At 57.7% G+C, this 17,551-nt stretch carries 20 protein-coding genes and 4 pseudogenes; 16 read left to right on the top strand and 8 right to left on the bottom strand.

Annotation, left to right across the window (positions count from 1 at the left end):
- Nucleotides 1–208: 208 nt before the first annotated feature.
- The 6 genes and pseudogenes from GRF63_RS16805 to GRF63_RS03695 all read left to right on the top strand — a co-directional run.
- Nucleotides 209–286 (top strand): annotated as a pseudogene (locus GRF63_RS16805) (thermonuclease family protein); the annotation flags it as partial.
- Between the two features lie 399 nt (nt 287–685).
- The gene (locus GRF63_RS03715; RefSeq protein WP_160484626.1) at nt 686–1,258 is read left to right on the top strand and encodes a response regulator transcription factor; all 573 of its coding nucleotides are present in this window, start codon (nt 686–688) and stop codon (nt 1,256–1,258) included.
- Nucleotides 1,259–1,324: 66 nt separating this feature from the next.
- Nucleotides 1,325–1,654, top strand: coding sequence for a hypothetical protein (locus tag GRF63_RS03710; protein ID WP_160484625.1), 330 nt, complete (start codon nt 1,325–1,327; stop codon nt 1,652–1,654).
- A 42-nt stretch (nt 1,655–1,696) separates the two neighbouring features.
- Entirely contained in the window at nt 1,697–2,161 is a 465-nt protein-coding gene (locus GRF63_RS03705) for a hypothetical protein (RefSeq protein WP_160484624.1), read from the top strand.
- Complete coding sequence (locus GRF63_RS03700) at nt 2,146–2,730, top strand: JAB domain-containing protein (RefSeq protein WP_160484623.1); 585 nt, start codon at nt 2,146–2,148, stop codon at nt 2,728–2,730. Before GRF63_RS03705 ends, GRF63_RS03700 begins: the two co-directional genes overlap by 16 nt.
- Nucleotides 2,727–3,278: a helix-turn-helix domain-containing protein gene (locus GRF63_RS03695; RefSeq protein WP_160484622.1), complete on the top strand. Its 552-nt coding sequence runs from the start codon at nt 2,727–2,729 to the stop codon at nt 3,276–3,278. Before GRF63_RS03700 ends, GRF63_RS03695 begins: the two co-directional genes overlap by 4 nt.
- Nucleotides 3,279–3,295: 17 nt before the next feature.
- Here GRF63_RS03695 and GRF63_RS03690 read toward each other — a convergent pair whose 3' ends face one another.
- The 7 genes and pseudogenes from GRF63_RS03690 to GRF63_RS03665 form a co-directional block, all read right to left on the bottom strand.
- Nucleotides 3,296–3,769, bottom strand: a complete 474-nt coding sequence (locus GRF63_RS03690) for a hypothetical protein (protein ID WP_160484621.1) — start codon at nt 3,767–3,769, stop codon at nt 3,296–3,298.
- Nucleotides 3,770–4,250: 481 nt separating this feature from the next.
- Nucleotides 4,251–4,781, bottom strand: coding sequence for an EAL domain-containing protein (locus GRF63_RS03685; protein ID WP_160485364.1), 531 nt, complete (start codon nt 4,779–4,781; stop codon nt 4,251–4,253).
- Nucleotides 4,782–4,787: 6 nt separating this feature from the next.
- Nucleotides 4,788–5,234: pseudogene (locus GRF63_RS03680) on the bottom strand (integrase core domain-containing protein); the annotation flags it as partial.
- A 15-nt stretch (nt 5,235–5,249) separates the two neighbouring features.
- A pseudogene (locus GRF63_RS16800) lies at nt 5,250–5,372 on the bottom strand (transposase); the annotation flags it as partial.
- A gap of 153 nt (nt 5,373–5,525) precedes the next feature.
- Entirely contained in the window at nt 5,526–6,437 is a 912-nt protein-coding gene (locus tag GRF63_RS03675) for an IS1595 family transposase (RefSeq protein ID WP_272914655.1), read from the bottom strand.
- Nucleotides 6,434–6,637 (bottom strand): hypothetical protein, encoded by a 204-nt coding sequence (locus GRF63_RS03670; protein WP_160484618.1) that lies wholly within the window; start codon nt 6,635–6,637, stop codon nt 6,434–6,436. Before GRF63_RS03670 ends, GRF63_RS03675 begins: the two co-directional genes overlap by 4 nt.
- A 219-nt stretch (nt 6,638–6,856) precedes the next feature.
- A complete protein-coding gene (locus GRF63_RS03665) occupies nt 6,857–7,420 on the bottom strand; it encodes a transposase (protein WP_160484617.1) in 564 nt (187 codons plus the stop codon).
- 568 nt (nt 7,421–7,988) lie between these two features.
- Here GRF63_RS03665 and GRF63_RS03660 point away from each other — a divergent pair.
- From GRF63_RS03660 to GRF63_RS03615, 10 genes and pseudogenes are all read left to right on the top strand, one after another.
- Nucleotides 7,989–8,213 carry a hypothetical protein gene (locus GRF63_RS03660; RefSeq protein ID WP_160484616.1) on the top strand — a complete coding sequence of 75 codons (225 nt, stop codon included), beginning with the start codon at nt 7,989–7,991 and terminating at the stop codon, nt 8,211–8,213.
- Between the two features lie 28 nt (nt 8,214–8,241).
- Nucleotides 8,242–9,132 (top strand): glucose-1-phosphate thymidylyltransferase RfbA, encoded by an 891-nt coding sequence (rfbA, locus tag GRF63_RS03655; protein ID WP_160484615.1) that lies wholly within the window; start codon nt 8,242–8,244, stop codon nt 9,130–9,132.
- Nucleotides 9,129–9,674: a dTDP-4-dehydrorhamnose 3,5-epimerase gene (gene rfbC, locus GRF63_RS03650; protein ID WP_160484614.1), complete on the top strand. Its 546-nt coding sequence runs from the start codon at nt 9,129–9,131 to the stop codon at nt 9,672–9,674. The genes rfbA and rfbC overlap by 4 nt, the downstream gene beginning before the upstream one ends.
- Entirely contained in the window at nt 9,671–10,519 is an 849-nt protein-coding gene (rfbD, locus tag GRF63_RS03645; RefSeq protein ID WP_160484613.1) for a dTDP-4-dehydrorhamnose reductase, read from the top strand. The genes rfbC and rfbD overlap by 4 nt, the downstream gene beginning before the upstream one ends.
- Complete coding sequence (rfbB, locus tag GRF63_RS03640) at nt 10,512–11,564, top strand: dTDP-glucose 4,6-dehydratase (protein ID WP_160484612.1); 1,053 nt, start codon at nt 10,512–10,514, stop codon at nt 11,562–11,564. Before rfbD ends, rfbB begins: the two co-directional genes overlap by 8 nt.
- Before the next feature lie 566 nt (nt 11,565–12,130).
- On the top strand, nt 12,131–13,138 hold the full coding sequence (galE, locus tag GRF63_RS03635; protein ID WP_160484611.1) for a UDP-glucose 4-epimerase GalE: 1,008 nt from the start codon (nt 12,131–12,133) through the stop codon (nt 13,136–13,138).
- 395 nt (nt 13,139–13,533) lie between these two features.
- The gene (locus GRF63_RS03630; protein ID WP_160484610.1) at nt 13,534–13,854 is read left to right on the top strand and encodes a hypothetical protein; all 321 of its coding nucleotides are present in this window, start codon (nt 13,534–13,536) and stop codon (nt 13,852–13,854) included.
- A gap of 371 nt (nt 13,855–14,225) precedes the next feature.
- Complete coding sequence (locus GRF63_RS03625) at nt 14,226–15,038, top strand: class I mannose-6-phosphate isomerase (protein ID WP_419865943.1); 813 nt, start codon at nt 14,226–14,228, stop codon at nt 15,036–15,038.
- Nucleotides 15,035–16,063 (top strand): mannose-1-phosphate guanylyltransferase, encoded by a 1,029-nt coding sequence (locus GRF63_RS03620; protein ID WP_160484608.1) that lies wholly within the window; start codon nt 15,035–15,037, stop codon nt 16,061–16,063. The genes GRF63_RS03625 and GRF63_RS03620 overlap by 4 nt, the downstream gene beginning before the upstream one ends.
- 136 nt (nt 16,064–16,199) lie before the next feature.
- A pseudogene (locus tag GRF63_RS03615) lies at nt 16,200–16,743 on the top strand (NAD-dependent epimerase/dehydratase family protein); the annotation flags it as partial.
- Between the two features lie 375 nt (nt 16,744–17,118).
- On the opposite strand, the gene GRF63_RS03610 reads toward GRF63_RS03615, so the two are convergent.
- On the bottom strand, nt 17,119–17,475 hold the full coding sequence (locus tag GRF63_RS03610) for a hypothetical protein (protein WP_160484607.1): 357 nt from the start codon (nt 17,473–17,475) through the stop codon (nt 17,119–17,121).
- Between the last annotated feature and the right edge of the window lie 76 nt (nt 17,476–17,551).

The raw sequence follows: 17,551 nt of genomic DNA, 5'->3' as shown, positions 1-17,551 counted from the left end.
CGACGACACATGTAGCTTGAGATCCAAGAATTACGGCAAAATAGTTAATATCGCTGAACCCCTCCATCATTGGCTGACAAAGGGCCTGCCGCGAAGGCAAGTTTAGCCAAGGCCTCGCGCTCTATAGCAAGGCACTTTCGCGAATAAGTTCGCCGGCGCGCTACATTCCATTCGAGTGTCTGGCATGGGGTAGGAAGAAGACGTCTACGGTCGTACGCTGGCAGCGGTCTATGCCGATGGCGTTAATGTTTCATGCCTCATGATCGAAGCTGGTCAGGCTAAATAGATAGCTCGCTGGGATAATAATCAAAGTGTGGTACGGGATTGCCCCTCTGCTGCATTGCAACACAGCAGTTGACATTGCTGAAAGTCAAAGCGATTGAGAAACACGACAGAACAAAGTCACCGTTAGATTAGCTTGCTTGGTTTGGAACGTGCTTTCTCCTAAGCTTATCAAAAGGCTTTGTTGAACGGAGGGTATTGTGCGCGGGCCGGAAACTGACAGTCGCAAACCGGTGAAGGTGGATTTGGTCGCGCGGGCAGAAGATCTCTTGGCCGATCTGGATCTGGCTGGCGAAAGCCGGGCCGCAGCTCACCTATCTAGTGCTCTGGATGCCTTGCGAGCCTCGTAACAGCGCGTATTCTCCGATTGGCAGAGTGTGGACGCTTGGGCTATGGGATACCCATGTCCAGCTTTCAGAATGATACTGCGCACTTTGCAGGTTTGACCGAAAAGCAGACCGCTACGGCGAGACTGCTTGCCGAGGGTTTTACTGCCAAAGAGATCGCCGCGCGCCTGACCATTTCCGAATCGGCTGCGACCAAGCGCATTGAAGCGCTACGTCAGAAGTTCGGCGGTATTACGAAGAATGAGTTGGCCCGACTTGCACGCGAAGAGTTTTCCGGCAGCCCCTCTAGCCATACTGTTAAAGTTTTTGAAAAAAATCGCGATTTTTCAAGGGCGCCTGATGGGGAAAAACTTACATGGAAGAATTTCGATCTCCCCAATACCGACGGATTTCGCAATTCGATGCCTCGGAACCGGCCTGAAACTGAGTTGAATTTCTCGGATGGTTTCACCCTTGACGCCACACCTCCTTGGAGGGCGCGGCGTGAGGAAAGGCTGGTCCCGGAGGTGCTCGACGGTGAACACGCCGCGCCAGCCCGCTGGGCATATGTCGTTGGCGCTGCGATAGGGATGGCAATCTTGTTGCTGGTCCTGCTCGCAGTAGCGGATGCGCTCGGCAATCTGGCCTAAAGGTTCTCCGCCTCCGATTTAGGATCGCATCATCTGCCAGGGAGCGGCGGGTGGAGGAGAATTATAATGTCCATGCATGTTGAACACGCCGGCCGCCGCGTTGCCGCCAATCTGGCCGCTGCGGAAGACCTCGCCAACCAGACGCTCCACGCCCACGCTACGCTCATGCAGAGCATGATGGACGTTCGCACGCAGACGGATGTCGCGCCTTACGAAGGCATGACCGCCGTGATGCGCGTGCAGTCCGCAATGTCAAAGCTCGTAGAGGCGCAAGCCGACATCGCGAAGGCTCATAAGTCGCTGCGGGACGATTTCACCCGGATCACAGCGGTTCCCGATGATGGCACGCGCTGCCCGACCGAAAAGTACATCGGAGCCGTCAAGACAGCTGCATAAACAGCGTTCCGTGGGCAGGCATCCATGTGCTAGCTGGCAAAGATGGAAATGCTGCTCATCGAACACAGGCACCATCTGCAATACGGAATCTTCGCCGCGCTAGCACTGATCGCGTGGTTTCGCGGCGAAGCTCCTGAAAGGCTGATCGGCTTCATCTTCATCGCGGCAATCGCGTTCCAGATTTTATATCGGCAGATCAATGCTTTCAGTCCTTCACAGGGCATAGAAGTTCCGCTGCTGATCCTCGATTGCCTGATGTTTGCAGCTTTCACCCCGATCGCAATGCGAGCGAACAGGATTTACCCGTTATGGATACTCGCCGCACAACTGATAGCGATGGCTATGCACTTCCAGCGCGGCGTTCTCCAAGAGATGGCCCCGCTCGCCTATTGGGTTCTGGTGCGGCTGCCTTCCTATTTGCAGATGTTGGCTTTCGCGTTCGGTATCAGGGCTCTCCTGCGCCGGAAGAGCCGCGGCTTTCCCAGCGCGCCTTGGCGGATCACCTAAGTCCACTCATCGGCGTTGAGGCCGAGGATGTCGCTGGCCATCTGATAGCTCGGTTCGGTACGATCGCGCGCGCGCTGGAAGCGTCGCCTGAAGCTCTTGAGGTCACACTCGCGGACTTTAGTACCGCGGCGACCAAGATCTGCGCTGCGCGCAACCTGATGAAGTTTGCTGGGAACGAGAAGCTTGTAGGCTGCGAGGTGCAGCCGGACGACGTCGGCCTGCACGAGCACCTACGCAGCAAGCTCAATAATCCCGTCGAAGAGCGGATGCACGCAGTCTTTCTTGATCGCGCGAATATGTATCTATCCTCCGAAACCGTTGCGCGTGGCTCCTCTTCAGGGCTGCTGCTGAGGATCAGGCACCTCGTTCACCGGGCGCTGGACCTCGGCGCGAGCAAACTACTCATCGCGCACAACCACCCATCGGGAGACTGCACACCAAGCCAGGCGGACCGCACTTCCACAGAGAAATTCGTGGAGATTGCCGGCGCTCTGGATCTTGAGATCGTCGATCACCTCATCGTCAGCACTGATGGTACTTTTAGTTTGAAACAGGGGCGCAAATTGTGACTAATGACGAAAACTTCGGGCGCGCAAGCCGATTGCGCTGCATGGCTCATGAAATGCTGTCAATGGCCGATGAGCTGGAAAATAAATACACATTGCGAGCCAGCAAGGTCGTCACATATGAATATGCCTCATTGCAAGCACTGGGGGCTCGCGCTGCAAAGGAATTCACCGATCGCCAACGGCGCCTAAATACATTTGCACGGTCGCTCTTCGGCGAACCGTGCTGGGACATGCTTCTCTATCTGTTCGTGAAAAAGGTGGAGGAACAGCGCGCACGCAAGTCCCAAGTGCTTATCGCGGCAGGCGTCCCGACAAGCACGGCGACGCGCTATTTCTCGGTCCTGCAGGAGAGCGGCCTCGTATCATCCGAACCGTGCACGACCGATAATCGCGTTCAATTCGTCAGCCTCACGACAGATGGTGTGATGCAAATGTCGCATTGCATGGCGGCCGATCTGCGTGCTGCAAACCATGGCTTCGATAATCTCGACAATGCGATCGAGGGAAGGAGAGGCAAGCCGCACACCAGTATCGAGCTAAAGAACTGAGAGAGGTTCTGCGCGTCTCAGTGCCGGACTTGCTTCTTGGCGAGTTCGGCAGGTCGGTTTTCGCCATGAGCAAGCTTTATCGTGGCTTTGGCTAGGGCTCCAACGAAGGCTAATGCCTCATTGCTGCTCTCGTACGTGAATTCGTCACTCAGACCGGGCAGCACGATCGTGCAGATTGCGGGGCCAGCAACAGGCCGTGAAATCATAAATCCATGTGGAACTTCGGCCAGCAACTGCGCTGCTGCGGATTCTAGCGCATTTTGCAAAAGCAGGGAATCGATCCGTCTGTCTGTTTGGGTTGAATGGAAGACTTTCGCCACCGATGGCGGTGAGCTCGCAAGCAGTGTTTTGAAATAGCGCAAGTGGTCGGAGGCATCTTCGGGACCGGACGGATCAGCGCAAACCGCAAGCCAGGCCTCGACCTTCTGGCGCCACTTTTCGTGATGCTCGTCTGTACTAATCTGCTCGTCTTCGTTTGCAGTTACATCCATATCCGTCCTAATATTGCACGTGCAAAGATTGTCAAACTGCAGACGATTTTACCGCAAGGATCGGTACCGGAGACGCGAATGTCAGATCACGACTGCGCAAGGAAATTGCAGACCCATCTCGGCTACTTCTGAAATGTTGCCCGGAGAGAGAAAATGCTCTGTGCCACCCGTGATGTGGAAGGCGCGCTGGCAGCGTTCCGCGCCTGTCTTGCAGGGACTGCGGAGCCATAGAGGTATGGGGAACATATGAAGAAATTCCGCCGACCGATAAGAGTGGCCGCACGAGCAATATTGCCTGCGGGGTGATCTGCTCCGCAGTGGTTCTAGCTGTGTCTGGAGCGAAGCCGTATTGTTACTAGGTTGAAATGGTTGGCTGAAATTGGGCGTAAAGCGGCCATGTATTTCGTGTCAGCAACGGGGTCGAAAGCTGCCTCGCCGCTCTTGGTCTACAACAGAGTTATATAGCTAACTCACATGCGTTTTATGCTGCCGATCTTCGATTTTCGAGCAAGTCGGAGGGTTTTGCAGGTTTCCCGAACAAGAACCCTTGCCCTTCATGGCAGCCAAGAGCCATCAGACGCAGTCGCTGCTCCTCAGTCTCCACCCCCTCGGCAACAACTTCGAGATTGAGACCTTGCGCAAGTGAAACAACGGCCGAGACGATGGCGCTTCCTTGCGGCCTCACTCCGAGATCTGCCACGAACGCCTTATCTATCTTAAGGCGGGTCACCGGCAATTGCGACAATGTGGATAGTGAGGCGAAGCCGGTGCCGAAATCATCAAGTGCAATATTTACGCCAGACTCGCGCAGCGCCTTTAGCGTCTTCAATATTTGGTCGTCGGACCGCAACACGACGGTCTCTGTTATCTCGATCTCGACATCAGACGGCTTCAACGCGTATTTCTCAAGAGCTGAGCTGATCGAGGTGGTTAGCGTCGTATTCCCAAATTGGGCTGCGAAAAAATTATACCTACCCGAGGCACATTGACATGACCCCCAGCTTTCCTCCAGCTGGGATTAGAGCCGAGCTTTTGTTTTGCGCATGAGCGCGGTTGAAGCAATGGGCTGCGCAGCGGAGCCCGTAGGGCGTAGCGAAGCGGGCCATTGCTTATTCAGTTCGGCGGCGAACGCCGCCGGGGTTGCGTAGCCAAGGGCCGAGTGCGGTCTTTCCCGGTTGTAATCTTCAAACCAAGCTGCGATCTCGACGCGGGCATGAGTAAGGCTAAGGAACAGCGTCTCATTGAGCAGCTCGTCGCGCATCCGGTCGTTGAAGCTCTCGCAAAAGCCGTTTTGCATCGGCTTGCCCGGCACGATGTAATGCCACTCCACGCCGATCTCCCAGCACCATGCCAGCACGGCATCGCTGGTTAGCTCGGTACCATTATCGCTGACGATGATCCCGGGCTTGCCGCGCTGGGCGATCAGCTCGTCTTGATTAAGCACCACCCTGCGACCAGGGATCGATGGATACTTCGAACTCCAGTTGTAGATCGTCGCTTCCGACACGCCGTGCCGCCGGGCCAGGTCAGCGGTCTTCGCTCCCGCCTCGGCCTCCTTCAGTACGCCAATGATCTGGTCTTCGGTTAACCTCGTTCTCTTCATCTGGCCCGTCCTTTATCAGGGCCGGACTCTAATCGAGACTGGAGAAAAATCAGGGGGTCACGTCAACCTGCACAGTTGAGCGATTTTGTTCGTCTGCTGCTGTCTGCCCCAAGCAATTTGAGCAAAGATCTACCCTCTTGGAGAAGGTTCGCTTCACTGAAAGTTTGACCAATTAAAGTTTCGCTCCTGGGACTCGACCTGTTCCGGAGCGATCAGCGGAAAGGCGCTTACGAGTTCGAGGAACAGCGAGTTTTTCGATTTGCGGCGATTGTACCGAAACTGTATTTCAGCGAGAAAGCGCCAGAGATTATCGGGGGCGACCTTCCCGTACAATCGCAAGGTGCGCTTTAGAACGCTCCAATAGGCTTCGATCGGATTGTTCGTCATCCCGGCGAAGTTATGAAATGCGCGCGAGTGGTTGACAGGAATGTGCTCCCAACCATCTCGCTTCAGTCCGCTGTAGGCGAGGTGACAATCGGTTACGAGGACGGATCCCGGTCGCACATGTTTGGCAATTGCTGCGGTGACAGTGGTCAATGTCCTGTCAGGCAGAATCCCAGTCAGAACTTCGTGTTCGCACGCCATACCCATGACAATATGCGGCGTTTGCCGGACGCCGCCGACGACATGTCTCATGATCGCCTCATCGATATGAACAATTTTGTCAGGGCCGCCTACCATTCGATGCGGTTCGAATGCCGCCATGTGGGTCCGAATTACGTTGCCCATTCGGTGCGCACTCTTGACGCCAATCCCGAGATGACGGCGCAAATAGCTAGAGCGCATACCAGTCGACGAATTGGCAAACAGCAATAGCGCGTAAAACCATGCCATAAGCGACAGATTTGAGCGATAAAATGCTGTCCCTTCGAGGACGGAAACATGACGCCGACAGCGATGCAGGTACTTCTTCGTTCCCTTGATCTGTGTCCACCCGCCGACTACGCCGCAGTATAGGCACGGTGAGTGGTTACCGAACCTCGTCTCGAATACATGCGTCAGGCATGCTTGCTCGTCAGGGAAGCGCGCAAAGAACTCCGCAACGCTCGTACCTGCGGAAGTCAACGAGCCAACCTGTTGAGGGCTTTGGAGCGTGACGACCAAGCCTCGATCTCTGCGCGGCGCGGGATCGAGAAATCGGGAAAAGCCCCGGTAAGGTCGGCAAAAGTCTCATGGGATCGCAGCCGCCTGTTAAAGCCAAACTCCATTTCCTTGAGATACTTCCAGAGATTGCTGTAGTCGACGCGACGATAGACATCGTGCATCGGTCGCCTGGCATAATTTAAAAAACTGCGGATGGGATTTGTGCCGGTCGATGGATCAACGAATTCATCGACAAGCGAGGCTGCAGGTTGGCGCGCTCCGAATTCGCTGAGAACGCTATGAGTATATGCACAGGTAGTGACAGGCACTGCTGCGGATGTGACCTTATCAGCGATGATCCGTGTCAGAACATGACGCCTTGCCCGCCCGATTATCGTGGCCTAAACGCTCCTTGCATCACCAATCAGCACCGCCTTGGCGGCGCCGCGAACCGGATAGCGCGTGGTGTGCATGCCTACGAGATACTCGATCCGGACCTCGACCGGCATGTCCAGCTGCCCTACCCGCGACGCGTAATCGAGCGCTGCCATGTGCATGCGAATTCGATCCGCCATGCGGTAGGCAGCCTTGTGGCTCAACCCGAGATGGCGACCAAGGAAACTCGTTGGCACGCCGCGAGTAGAATTCGCAAAATGCAACATGGCATAAAACCACAGCTGCAAAGGGATATTCGACCGCTCGAAGATCGTCCCTGTGAGCGGCCAAAGGCTCTGCCCACATGGATGCTGAAAGCGCTTCGTTCCTTTGATGCGGTACCACCTCCCCGCCCTCGAGCATTTAGGACATGAGGGGGCCACACCGAAGCGGGTTCGAAAGACGTGAGCCAGGCATGCTTCTTCGTCGGGGAATGTCGCGTGAAAGGATTGCAGGCTTGTTCCCCTGTAGCTGGACCGCTGCGATTTGTAGTCGGCTGCCCGGTAGCCAAGATCGAACATCGTCGTCATCAGTCAAGCCAACACCTGCCCGCCGTGCCGGTCAAGTCGTCGGATATCAGAAAGGGCGCCGCTATGCGCGGAACCCCTGCTTTGCTCGCCCGCCCTGGAGGGCGGACGAGCGAGGGCCTTTTAGCGAGCTAACAAAACCGAATAACTCACTCCGTGAAGGTTGCCGCCGCGTAGTCAACAACTTCGTCCATGGCATTATCGATACCTGTTTTGTTCGCGCCTCCAACGACGCCACCCGATACCGTCGCCTCGGCGCCAGCAAGCAGAATTCTGGTCCAGCTGAATAGAAGACGGGATATCGACGACCTGTCCATGACAGCCAAGCAGAGGTGAGCGTGCGGGATCTTTTCCCACAGCCCTTTTTCCCGATTGCTAAACGCGGGTGTGGTCGGCTCTCCCCCTGGCGGTAGTGGAACCTCGAGCGGAACAGCGAACGACCGCTCGTTGACCTTGCGCGCGACGACGCTCGATGCTCGAGCGCCAACTGGTGTTATCGCGCAAGGCCCCCGGTTTCGGACGACTTTAGCCGCGAACATCGTATTTCGAAAATCAATCCGCTGCACCGTACATGATGGGCGCGGCCTACAACATTTCCAGTAATCTCCCCGCAGCATCACGGCCGACATCTGGCCTAATTGCCATCACCGAATTCTCTATCAGGAAACTATTTCTCAACGCCGACAGCACGATCAATGTTGACCCGTGGAATGGCACTTGCGATTGCGGCTTCACCCTGATCGCTTGCCAGAACCGGAACCAAGGCCCGGAACTCAGGCCCGGAACCCAGGCCTGAAGCCAGCGCTGTAACAAGGAATTCTTGAATGAACTTTGCGCGTAAAGGCATCATACTCGCCGGTGGATCCGGGACACGCCTTTATCCGCTCACGCGCGGCGTTTCAAAGCAGCTCATGCCGGTGTTCGACAAGCCGATGATCTACTATCCCTTGTCGACGTTGATGATGGCAGGCATTCGCGACATCCTGATCATCACGACGCCGGAAGACCAGGAGCAGTTCCAGCGCGTGCTGGGCGATGGATCGGATTTCGGCGTCTCGCTCAGCTACGCCTCGCAGCCCAGTCCCGATGGACTGGCGCAAGCTTTTCATATCGGCGCGGATTTCGTCGGCAATTCCCCTAGCGCGCTCGTTTTGGGTGACAACATTTTCTACGGCCACGGCCTGCCCGACCTGCTTTCGAGCGCCACCGCGCAGGAAAGCGGGGCGAGTGTGTTTGCCTATCGCGTCAACAATCCCGAAAGCTATGGCGTGGTGGACTTCGATGCCGACGGGAAGGCTCGTTCGCTGGAAGAAAAGCCTGCCCAGCCCAAGTCCAACTACGCGGTGACGGGTCTCTATTTTTATGACAACACCGTGGTAGACCGCGCTCGTGACCTGAAACCATCTGCGCGTGGCGAGCTGGAGATCACCGATCTCAACCGGCTGTATCTGGATGACGGGCAGCTTTCGGTAGAAATCATGGGCCGCGGGTTTGCCTGGCTGGATACCGGCACGCATGGCTCCCTGCTGGATGCCGCCAGCTATGTGCGCATTACCGAGGAACGGCAGGGATTAAAGATCTGCTGCCCGGAGGAAATCGCCTGGCGCCAGGGCTTTATCGATCATGCACGGCTGGAAGAGATTGCCGCGCCGCTGAGAAAATCGGGCTATGGCGAATATCTGATGGCGCTGCTGGCAGAAGGCAATCGGCTGTGAAAATCGTGAAGACGGCAATCGATGGGCCTGTGATCATCGAACCGCAGGTGTTCGGCGATGAACGCGGGTTCTTCATGGAAAGCTGGAATGCGGCAAAATTCGCCGAGGCCGGGCTGGATATCGATTTCGTGCAGGATAACCACTCGCGCTCGCAAAAGGGCGTGCTGCGCGGGATGCATTTCCAGAACCTCGGCCCGCAGGGCAAGCTTGTGCGCGTTGTGAACGGCTCTGTTTTCGATGTTGCGGTGGATTTGCGCCGCAGCTCGCCAGATTTCGGGAAATGGGTGGGCGTGGAATTGTCGGCTGCCAACAAGCGCATGTTCTGGGTGCCGCAAGGTTTCGCACATGGTTTCCTGACGCTGGAGGACGACACGGACTTTCTCTACAAATGCGATGCCCCCTACGCGCCGCAGAACGAGCATAGCCTGGCGTGGGACGATCCCGATGTCGGCATCGAATGGCCCCTCGAAGGCCTGGACGTGCAGCTATCCGCAAAAGACCGCGAAGGCACCGCGCTGGCCGTTCTGGAAGCATTCCCATGAAAGTGCTGATTACCGGCGCGAAGGGGCAGCTTGGCCGCGGATTGATCGCCTCTGCGCCTTCCGGCACTACGCTGGTGCCTGTCGATATCGACGAATGCGACCTTACCGACGCTGACGCCATCCGGTCACTGGTGCAGGCCGAGGCGCCCGACCTCGTCATTAATGCCGCCGCCTACACCGCCGTGGACAAGGCCGAGGACGACGAAGAAACCGCGCGCGCCATCAACAGCGGTGCGGTGGCCGCACTGGCTGGCGCCCATACTGGCAAGATGGTGCATGTCTCGACCGATTTCGTGTTCGATGGCACATCGCCGCGCGCCTATGTGCCGAAGGATGTGCGCAATCCCGTTTCGGTATACGGGCGCACCAAGGCCGAAGGCGAGGATCACCTGCGCAGCGGCGATATCCTGGTGCGCACCGCGTGGGTCTATACCGCAGGCGGCGCCAATTTCGTGCGCACCATGCTGCGGCTGATGGCAGAAAAGCCTGCGCTCAACGTGGTGACCGATCAGATCGGATCGCCCACCTGGGCGCCGGTCCTGGCCGAAACCATCTGGGGCCTTGTTGCAAAGGACGCCAGCGGCACCTTCCACCACAGCGATGCAGGCGTTGCCAGCTGGTATGACTTTGCCGTCGCGATACAGGAGGAGGCACTGGCCTTGGGTCTGCTGCAGGACGCGATCCCCATCACGCCCGTGCCGACATCCGCCTATCCCACGCCCGCCAGCCGCCCCGCCTTCTCGCTGCTGGATTGCAGCAAGACCCGCGATCTGCTGGACGATGGTTACACTCACTGGCGCACGAACCTGCGCAAAATGCTGAAAGAGGAAGCTTCCCTTGGCTAATCTGCTCGTCACCGGGGGCGCCGGGTTCATCGGCGGCAATTTCGTCCACTACTGGGCGCAACGGCACCCCGAAGACGCCCTGATCGTACTCGATTGCCTGACCTATGCCGGCAATGAATCCACCATCGCCGGTGCGCAGCAGGCGGAGCTGGTCGTGGGCGATATCCGCGATACCGCGCTGGTGGAAAAACTGCTTAGCGAACGTGAGATCGACACGATCGTGCACTTCGCCGCAGAAAGCCACGTCGATCGCTCGATCAGCGGACCGGACGCCTTTATCGATACCAATATCCTTGGCACCAACAGCCTGCTAAGGGCAGCGCGCAAGGTGTGGCTGGACGAAGGCAGCGGCAGGTCGCACCGCTTCCACCATATCTCGACGGACGAGGTCTATGGCTCGCTCGGCCCGGAAGACCCGGCCTTCAGCGAAACCACGCCGTACCAGCCGAACTCGCCCTATTCGGCATCAAAGGCATCGTCAGACCATCTCGTGCGCGCCTATCACCACACCTACGGGCTTGAAGTCACGACCAGCAATTGTTCGAACAATTATGGGCCTTACCAGTACCCCGAAAAGCTCATCCCGCTATTTCTGCTGAACGCACTGCATGGACGCAACCTGCCGATTTATGGCGATGGCATGAACGTGCGCGACTGGCTGCATGTGGAAGATCATTGCCGCGGTATCGAGGCATGTCTGGACAAGGGCACACCGGGCGAAACCTATAACATCGGCGGCGGCGAGGAATTGCCCAACATGGCGGTGATCGATCGTATCTGCACTGAAGTTGATCGGGCTTTCGCGGAGATCGACGGTCTTGCCGAGCGTTACCCCGATGCCCCGGCTGCGAAGGGTCGTTCAACCCATGCGCTCAAGACGTTCGTCAAAGATCGCCAGGGCCATGACCGGCGCTATGCCATCGACGAGACCAAGGCGCGGGACGAACTCGGCTACGTCCCCTCGTGGACTTTCGAGGATGGAATGGCACAGACGCTTCGCTGGTATATCGATAACGAGGAATGGTGGCGCAAACTTGCTGGTTGAGGACGACCGTTACGAGAAGGCGAGAGACGGCGCCTCGATTCACCAATATCCATCGATTTTACCATGCAAGGCTACGATCTGATCTGGTCCTCCGACACCTACGCTGCATTAGATTCCAGCCAGTGACGTCTGTTAGCAACTGTGTGGTCGCCGTAGTTACCTTTCTTAATCCACGCAGCAGCGCGTCCAAATACGGTTGTTAGGAAGCGGGAGTGAGGAGGGTCCGCTTGCGCACCTCGAGCCCCAAGCCCTCTTCTCGCGCGAGGCCTCCAAGGCGCTGACGGACCTGATGCGGCAGGCGCGCGAGACGCTCCGGGAGATTGACTAGGGCAAACTCGCGCAGCAGCGACGATCATTAGCTTGGCAGTCAGAAAACCGCCGCTAAATTGGCAGTGGCGCCAGATACAAAGACCTTCCATAGCCTGGCGAATGCCTAGCCAAGGGTATCGCAATAACCATGACAGGATAAGTTGAAAGCGCGGCTGCCTATTACGTTGAGGCCTAACCCGGGTTGCCGGCGGCGATTCACCACTAGGCAAACGCAAAAAGAAGAAGGGGGCACTCCCATGAATTCGAAGCTTCCCGTGCTCGTGACAGGCGGGGCGGGCTATATCGGCAGCCATGCGGTCATTGCTTTGCAAGACGCGGGATGGCCAGCCGCCGTCATTGATAATTTATCGACTGGCTTTTCTTTTGCGATCCCAGAGCAAGTCCCCTTCTACAAAGGTGATATTGCCGACGCAGATCTCTTAAAACGCGTGTTCGCCGAGCAGGGAACGCGCGCGATCATGCATTTTGCAGGCTCGATCATTGTGCCTGAAAGCGTCGAGAACCCGCTCAGTTACTACCATAACAACACCGCCAAGAGTCGTGTGCTGATCGAAGCGGCAGTTGAGGCAGGTGTGCCGCACTTCATCTTTTCCTCGACGGCTGCGACCTATGGCACGCCGGCGGTGTCGCCGGTTAATGAGGAGGACCCACGACAGCCAATCAATCCCTATGGCTGGTCAAAGCTCATGACCGAGCAGATGCTGGCCGACACATCGGCGGCGCATGACCTGAACTATTGCGCGCTGCGCTATTTCAATGTCGCGGGTGCCGATCCGCAGGGGCGCACCGGCCAGTCCACCACCGGCGCGACACACCTGATCAAGGTCGCGGTCGAGGCGGCGCTCGGGAAGCGCGAAAGCGTGGGCGTGTTCGGCACAGACTACGACACGCCGGATGGCACCGGTGTGCGCGACTATATCCACGTCAGCGACTTGGCGGCAGCACACTTGCTGGCGCTTGAGGCACTGATGCAGCAGCCCGAGCGCAGCATGACGATGAACTGCGGCTATGGCCGGGGCTTGTCCGTTTTGGAAGTGCTGGATGCGGTAGACCGATTGACGGGCCGCAAGATCACCCGCGTGCTGGGGCCGCGCCGTGCGGGCGATCCCGATTCGCTGGTCGCGGGCTCTTCACGCATCATGGCGACCTTGCCATGGCAACCGCAGCATGCCGATCTTGACGCGATTGTGGCCCACGCGCTGGCGTGGGAGAGCAGGCTGGCCGATATTCGCGCTGGTGTTTAATTGGCAATCAGTTCGATTATCACCGTCGAGTGTAAGGTTAAATAAGCAGGGGTTTCCTTCGAGTTAGTCGTACACCTCGTCAGATGGGTGCTGCGAATCTGGTCTATGCTAGTGCGCGTCATGCCACGTTGTCGCGCAAGGGTCCCCCCCAAGACACCCGGTATCGGCGTAGCCCGAAATTCAACCGCATGCACAGTAGCGGCGTGGCGCAGAGGCAGCGCGTCGTGATCGTGGGACAATCCGTTATCCTCGATCGCGATAAATGACCGAAGCACTCTGGTAAATTCCGCATTCTCTTAGGCAGTCAGAAAGCCCGCCGCCCGATTGCGGGTGGCGCCGGATGCAATGACCCGCCATAGCGTCGCGAAAGCATTGCTAGAGGTGTCGCAATAACCATGACCGTGACCGGATACCTTGAAAGCGCTGCCGGCTTCTACAGCGAGACGAAGCGTTGGATCGAGGCCTGGACAGGCGCAAGCCAAGAGCTGCTGCACGTCCATGCAGGCCTGCTGATCTTCGTGGTGGCCTCGCTGGTGCTGCGCAGAGAGTTCCGCTCGCCGATCCCTTTGGCCCTCGTCGTCGCATTCGCTGTCCTCAACGAACTGATCGATTTCCTAAACGGTCCGGCTACAAACCGCATCGAGCCATACCGGGATATTGCGAACACGGTATTCTGGCCTTGCGTCCTCTTCCTCTTGGCTCGTCGGTGGCGGTAGCGATAAGACGTAGGCAAGCGCCAGCGCTTTGCCATTCCCTCTTCTGATCCAGAAAGCAGAAGTGGAGCCCCAGTATGAGGAAAAGGGCTTCGGAAGCAACGCCTGTCGGCTTTTCTTCGCTATTGCAGCGTTCATTATTCACAAGCGAAGAAATTGCGTTAGCCCTTGCCCCACAGTTCATTGGTATAGGCAAGCTAGTGTCCGTCATGGCAGAGCGACTGCTCGAGCGCTAGCAGGATCGGGGAATTACGCGCTAGTTCGTGCAACGGGATCGAGCCGAAAACGAATATAATCGAAGCAATTGGCAACGGCATCGGCTGCGGCTATCGACCTCCCTCTGATCTGAGCAACGAGAGATAAGACCTTTGCGTGTGAAACCCATCCATGTTGAGAAGGTCTGGGGGCTGGACCACCTTCCCGCGCCGTTCTCGGCCGCTCCAGGCAAGCGTATCGGCGAAATCTGGTTCGAGCCTCCCGCTGAGCTTCCCGAGCTCTTGGTCAAGTATATCTTTGCTGGAGAAAAACTCTCGGTCCAGTGCCACCCGAATGACGCGCAAGCTGTCGCATCGGGGCACGGAACGAACGGCAAGGAGGAATGCTGGCTCGTCATCGATGCAGATGAAGGCGCCAAGCTTGGGGTCGGGTTCAAGGAAGACGTCAATCGGGAAACGATGCACAGTGCCGCGCTCGATGGCTCGATCGAGAACCTGCTCGCCTGGCACGACGTGGCGCCGGGCGACTTCTTCTACATCCCGGCAAATACTGTGCACGCCATCGGCGGCGGCGTATCGATCCTCGAGATCCAGCAGAACTCCGACATCACTTACCGTCTCTTTGACTACGGCCGACCCCGCGAACTCCACCTCGAGAAAGGCATGAAGGTGGCATCAGGCGCGCAATTCGACGCCTCTACGCGGCGAACGGTACTCCCCGACGAAACCCTGACACTTGTTGAGGGCCCTTACTTCCGGCTCCACCAAGTGGCAGGCGATCCTGAAGATGATCTGCGCTCGGCCTATAGCGACGCGGTACTAGTGATTCCGCGCAAGGGCACCTATCAAGTCGATGGCGAGGATATTGGCCCCGGCGATTGCGCGCAGGCTAAAGATCTCGAAGGCCTTGTTTTTCCCAAAGACGGTGTCTGCCTGGTTACCGCACCCTGCCGCGAGGGAGTTTCGGCATGAGCAAGATTGTTCCAGTCATCATGTGCGGCGGCAGCGGCACGCGGCTCTGGCCACGCAGCCGCAAGACCAAGCCAAAGCCATTCCTCCCCTTGGTGGGCGACCAGACGCTGTTCGAAGCAACCTTGGCAAGGTGCTCGGACGAAACAATGTTCGCCTCGCCCATCGTCGTTGCCGGCGATGCCCACGTACCGCACATTCGCGAGAGCCTCCCGAGTGGAGGGACGATCATCGTCGAACCTGGCGCCCGCAATACGGCGCCTGCAATTGCGCTTGCTGCCGCCCGGCTTCCCGCCGAAGCGGTGATGCTTGTATGCCCGAGCGACCATCACATCCGTGATAGCGAGGCTTTCCGGCGAGCAGTTATCGATGCGGCAGCCCTTGCTGAATCTCGTCACCTGGTTGCTATCGGGATCACGCCGACGGCGCCCGAAACGGGTTTTGGCTATATCGAGCGCGGGGAACCTTTGCCTGTAGGCTACCGCGTCCGTCGCTTTGTCGAGAAGCCTGACCTCGAACGTGCAACAGTATTCCTCGCCGATGGCAATTTCGCGTGGAACGGCGGCATATTCGTGTTCCGTGCAGGTACCTATCTCGAGGAACTTGGCGCACACCGCCCGGACATCGCAGGCTTGGTCAGGCAGGCGGTAACAGAAGGGAAGACGGAAGAGGATCTCTTTCATCCGGCTGCCGAGCCCTTCTGCCGAATTGATGGGGAGTCAATCGACTTCGCCGTCATGGAGAAGACCGGCAGGGCGGCGACCGTCATGGCGGACATGGGCTGGTCCGACATCGGAAATTGGAAGGCCCTGTTTAACGAACAGGAATGCGGCGAAGCAGGTAATGCTGTTCGAGGTCGCGCTGACCTGGTCGACTGCGAAAATGTCTTTGTTGACAGTGACGGGCCGCGGGTTTCGGTGATCGGGCTCTCAAATGTTGTTGTCGTGGTTGACGGGAATGAGGTTCTTGTGACGTGCTGTGACAGCGTACAAAATGTAGGTAAGCTTCAAGGTGCACTACAACAGTAGGCCACTCCGGTAGCGGCAACGTTTGGGTCGCCAAGTTGAAGACGATTGAAGGCTGGATACACTACCTTGCGCAGTAAATGATCGCTATCGCTTTGCGTAATTATGGCATTCACAAATTGGATGGCAAGCAAGCACGAGCCGACTGGAGGTGGCTGACACATCGGCGGCGCATGACCTGAACTATTGCGCACTGCGTTATTCCAATGTCGCAGGTGCCGATCCGCAGGGTCGCACAGGCCAGTCCACTACCGGTGCGACACACCTGATTAAGGTCGCGGTCGAGGCGGCGCTCGGCAAGCGCAAAAGCGTGGGCGTGTATGATACAGATTACGACGCGCAGGATGGCACCGGTGTGCGCAAATATATTCACGTCGGCGACCTGGCGGCAGCACATGTGCTGGCGCTTAAGTCATTGAGGCAGCAGCCTGACGGTGAACTGCGGCTATGGCGGGGGCTGTTCCGTTTTGGGAGCGCTGGATGCGTTATGCCGAATGCCGAACCGCAAAATCATCCGCGTGCTGGAGCCTTGCCATGCGGGCGATCCCGAATCGCTTATCGCGGACTCTTTACGCATCAAGGCGACCTTGCCATGGCAGCCGCAGCATGACGATCTCGACGCGATCGTGGCCTACGCGCTGCCGTGGGAGAGCAAGCTGGCCGATATGCGCGTTGGCGTTTAACTATGACCAACCTGCTGTGGCGAGAGAAACGCTTGGCCGAGACGGAGACCGAGAGGTCACGATGCGAAACCAGTCTGCGGACGAGTCGCGTTTCGCCTCGATGCGAAGCCTGTTGCTGAAGGACCAGTACCTCATTGGCCGGTACCAGGGAATGCTGGGGCGCCAGATGCGCGAGATGCTGCAGGACTTCCATCGGGAGAAGGAGCGCCGCTTGCAGCTTGTTGAACCGGCCAACCCGCCTGCAAGTTGCGTCGGGGAATTTGGCGAGGCGGGTGTTCCTATCGCAGGGAGCCCAAGCTTTGCGATATTGGTCTTTTTGCAGGTGCAGAGGCTACCGACGCACAGCACCTCATCGCAGCAATACGCTGCGATCGATCAGCTGCGAAACTTGGCGCGCAGGGCGGCGATCACGCCGAGCATTGCTGCAATGCCGCATATGTTGAAGCCGAAGTCGGACCATGACGGCATGCGGCTTATGCCAGCTGTGAATTGGAGGAGCTCCGTGAAGCCGGCCAGGACGGCGAGGCCGATGAGCAGATGGTTGAGAGCGGCGCGCGGCCAGGCGATGACGGAAAGTAGGGATATCGTGGCAAAGGTTACGAAATGCGGGTAGCGATCATAGTCCCGGATTGGCCAGCCAAAGGGGCTGGCAAAGGCCATGATCCCTCCAAGGCCCAGAATGACCATAATCACTAGACCGCGCCAGATCTGGCTGGCCATGGGATCGGTCATGTTAGTTGGGGGCTTTGCGAGCGCACAGGCGCACGCCTGGAGAGGTGATAGGGTCACCGATAAACTCGATGCCTTC

It is taken from the genome of Aurantiacibacter rhizosphaerae, assembly GCF_009807005.1.
In the GTDB taxonomy this organism is placed as follows: domain Bacteria; phylum Pseudomonadota; class Alphaproteobacteria; order Sphingomonadales; family Sphingomonadaceae; genus Alteraurantiacibacter; species Alteraurantiacibacter rhizosphaerae.
This window is presented reverse-complemented; position numbering and strand designations above follow the sequence as displayed.

What these genes read in the sequence shown, in the direction of transcription:
- GRF63_RS03715 (WP_160484626.1), top strand. Translation starts at nt 686, where the DNA reads ATGTCCAGCTTTCAGAATGATACTGCGCACTTTGCAGGTTTGACCGAA.
- GRF63_RS03710 (WP_160484625.1), top strand. Translation starts at nt 1,325, where the DNA reads ATGTCCATGCATGTTGAACACGCCGGCCGCCGCGTTGCCGCCAATCTG.
- GRF63_RS03705 (WP_160484624.1), top strand. Translation starts at nt 1,697, where the DNA reads ATGGAAATGCTGCTCATCGAACACAGGCACCATCTGCAATACGGAATC.
- GRF63_RS03690 (WP_160484621.1), bottom strand. Translation starts at nt 3,769, where the DNA reads ATGGATGTAACTGCAAACGAAGACGAGCAGATTAGTACAGACGAGCAT.
- GRF63_RS03670 (WP_160484618.1), bottom strand. Translation starts at nt 6,637, where the DNA reads ATGCACGATGTCTATCGTCGCGTCGACTACAGCAATCTCTGGAAGTAT.
- GRF63_RS03665 (WP_160484617.1), bottom strand. Translation starts at nt 7,420, where the DNA reads ATGACGACGATGTTCGATCTTGGCTACCGGGCAGCCGACTACAAATCG.
- GRF63_RS03660 (WP_160484616.1), top strand. Translation starts at nt 7,989, where the DNA reads ATGATGGGCGCGGCCTACAACATTTCCAGTAATCTCCCCGCAGCATCA.
- rfbA (WP_160484615.1), top strand. Translation starts at nt 8,242, where the DNA reads ATGAACTTTGCGCGTAAAGGCATCATACTCGCCGGTGGATCCGGGACA.
- rfbD (WP_160484613.1), top strand. Translation starts at nt 9,671, where the DNA reads ATGAAAGTGCTGATTACCGGCGCGAAGGGGCAGCTTGGCCGCGGATTG.
- galE (WP_160484611.1), top strand. Translation starts at nt 12,131, where the DNA reads ATGAATTCGAAGCTTCCCGTGCTCGTGACAGGCGGGGCGGGCTATATC.
- GRF63_RS03630 (WP_160484610.1), top strand. Translation starts at nt 13,534, where the DNA reads ATGACCGTGACCGGATACCTTGAAAGCGCTGCCGGCTTCTACAGCGAG.
- GRF63_RS03620 (WP_160484608.1), top strand. Translation starts at nt 15,035, where the DNA reads ATGAGCAAGATTGTTCCAGTCATCATGTGCGGCGGCAGCGGCACGCGG.
- GRF63_RS03610 (WP_160484607.1), bottom strand. Translation starts at nt 17,475, where the DNA reads ATGACCGATCCCATGGCCAGCCAGATCTGGCGCGGTCTAGTGATTATG.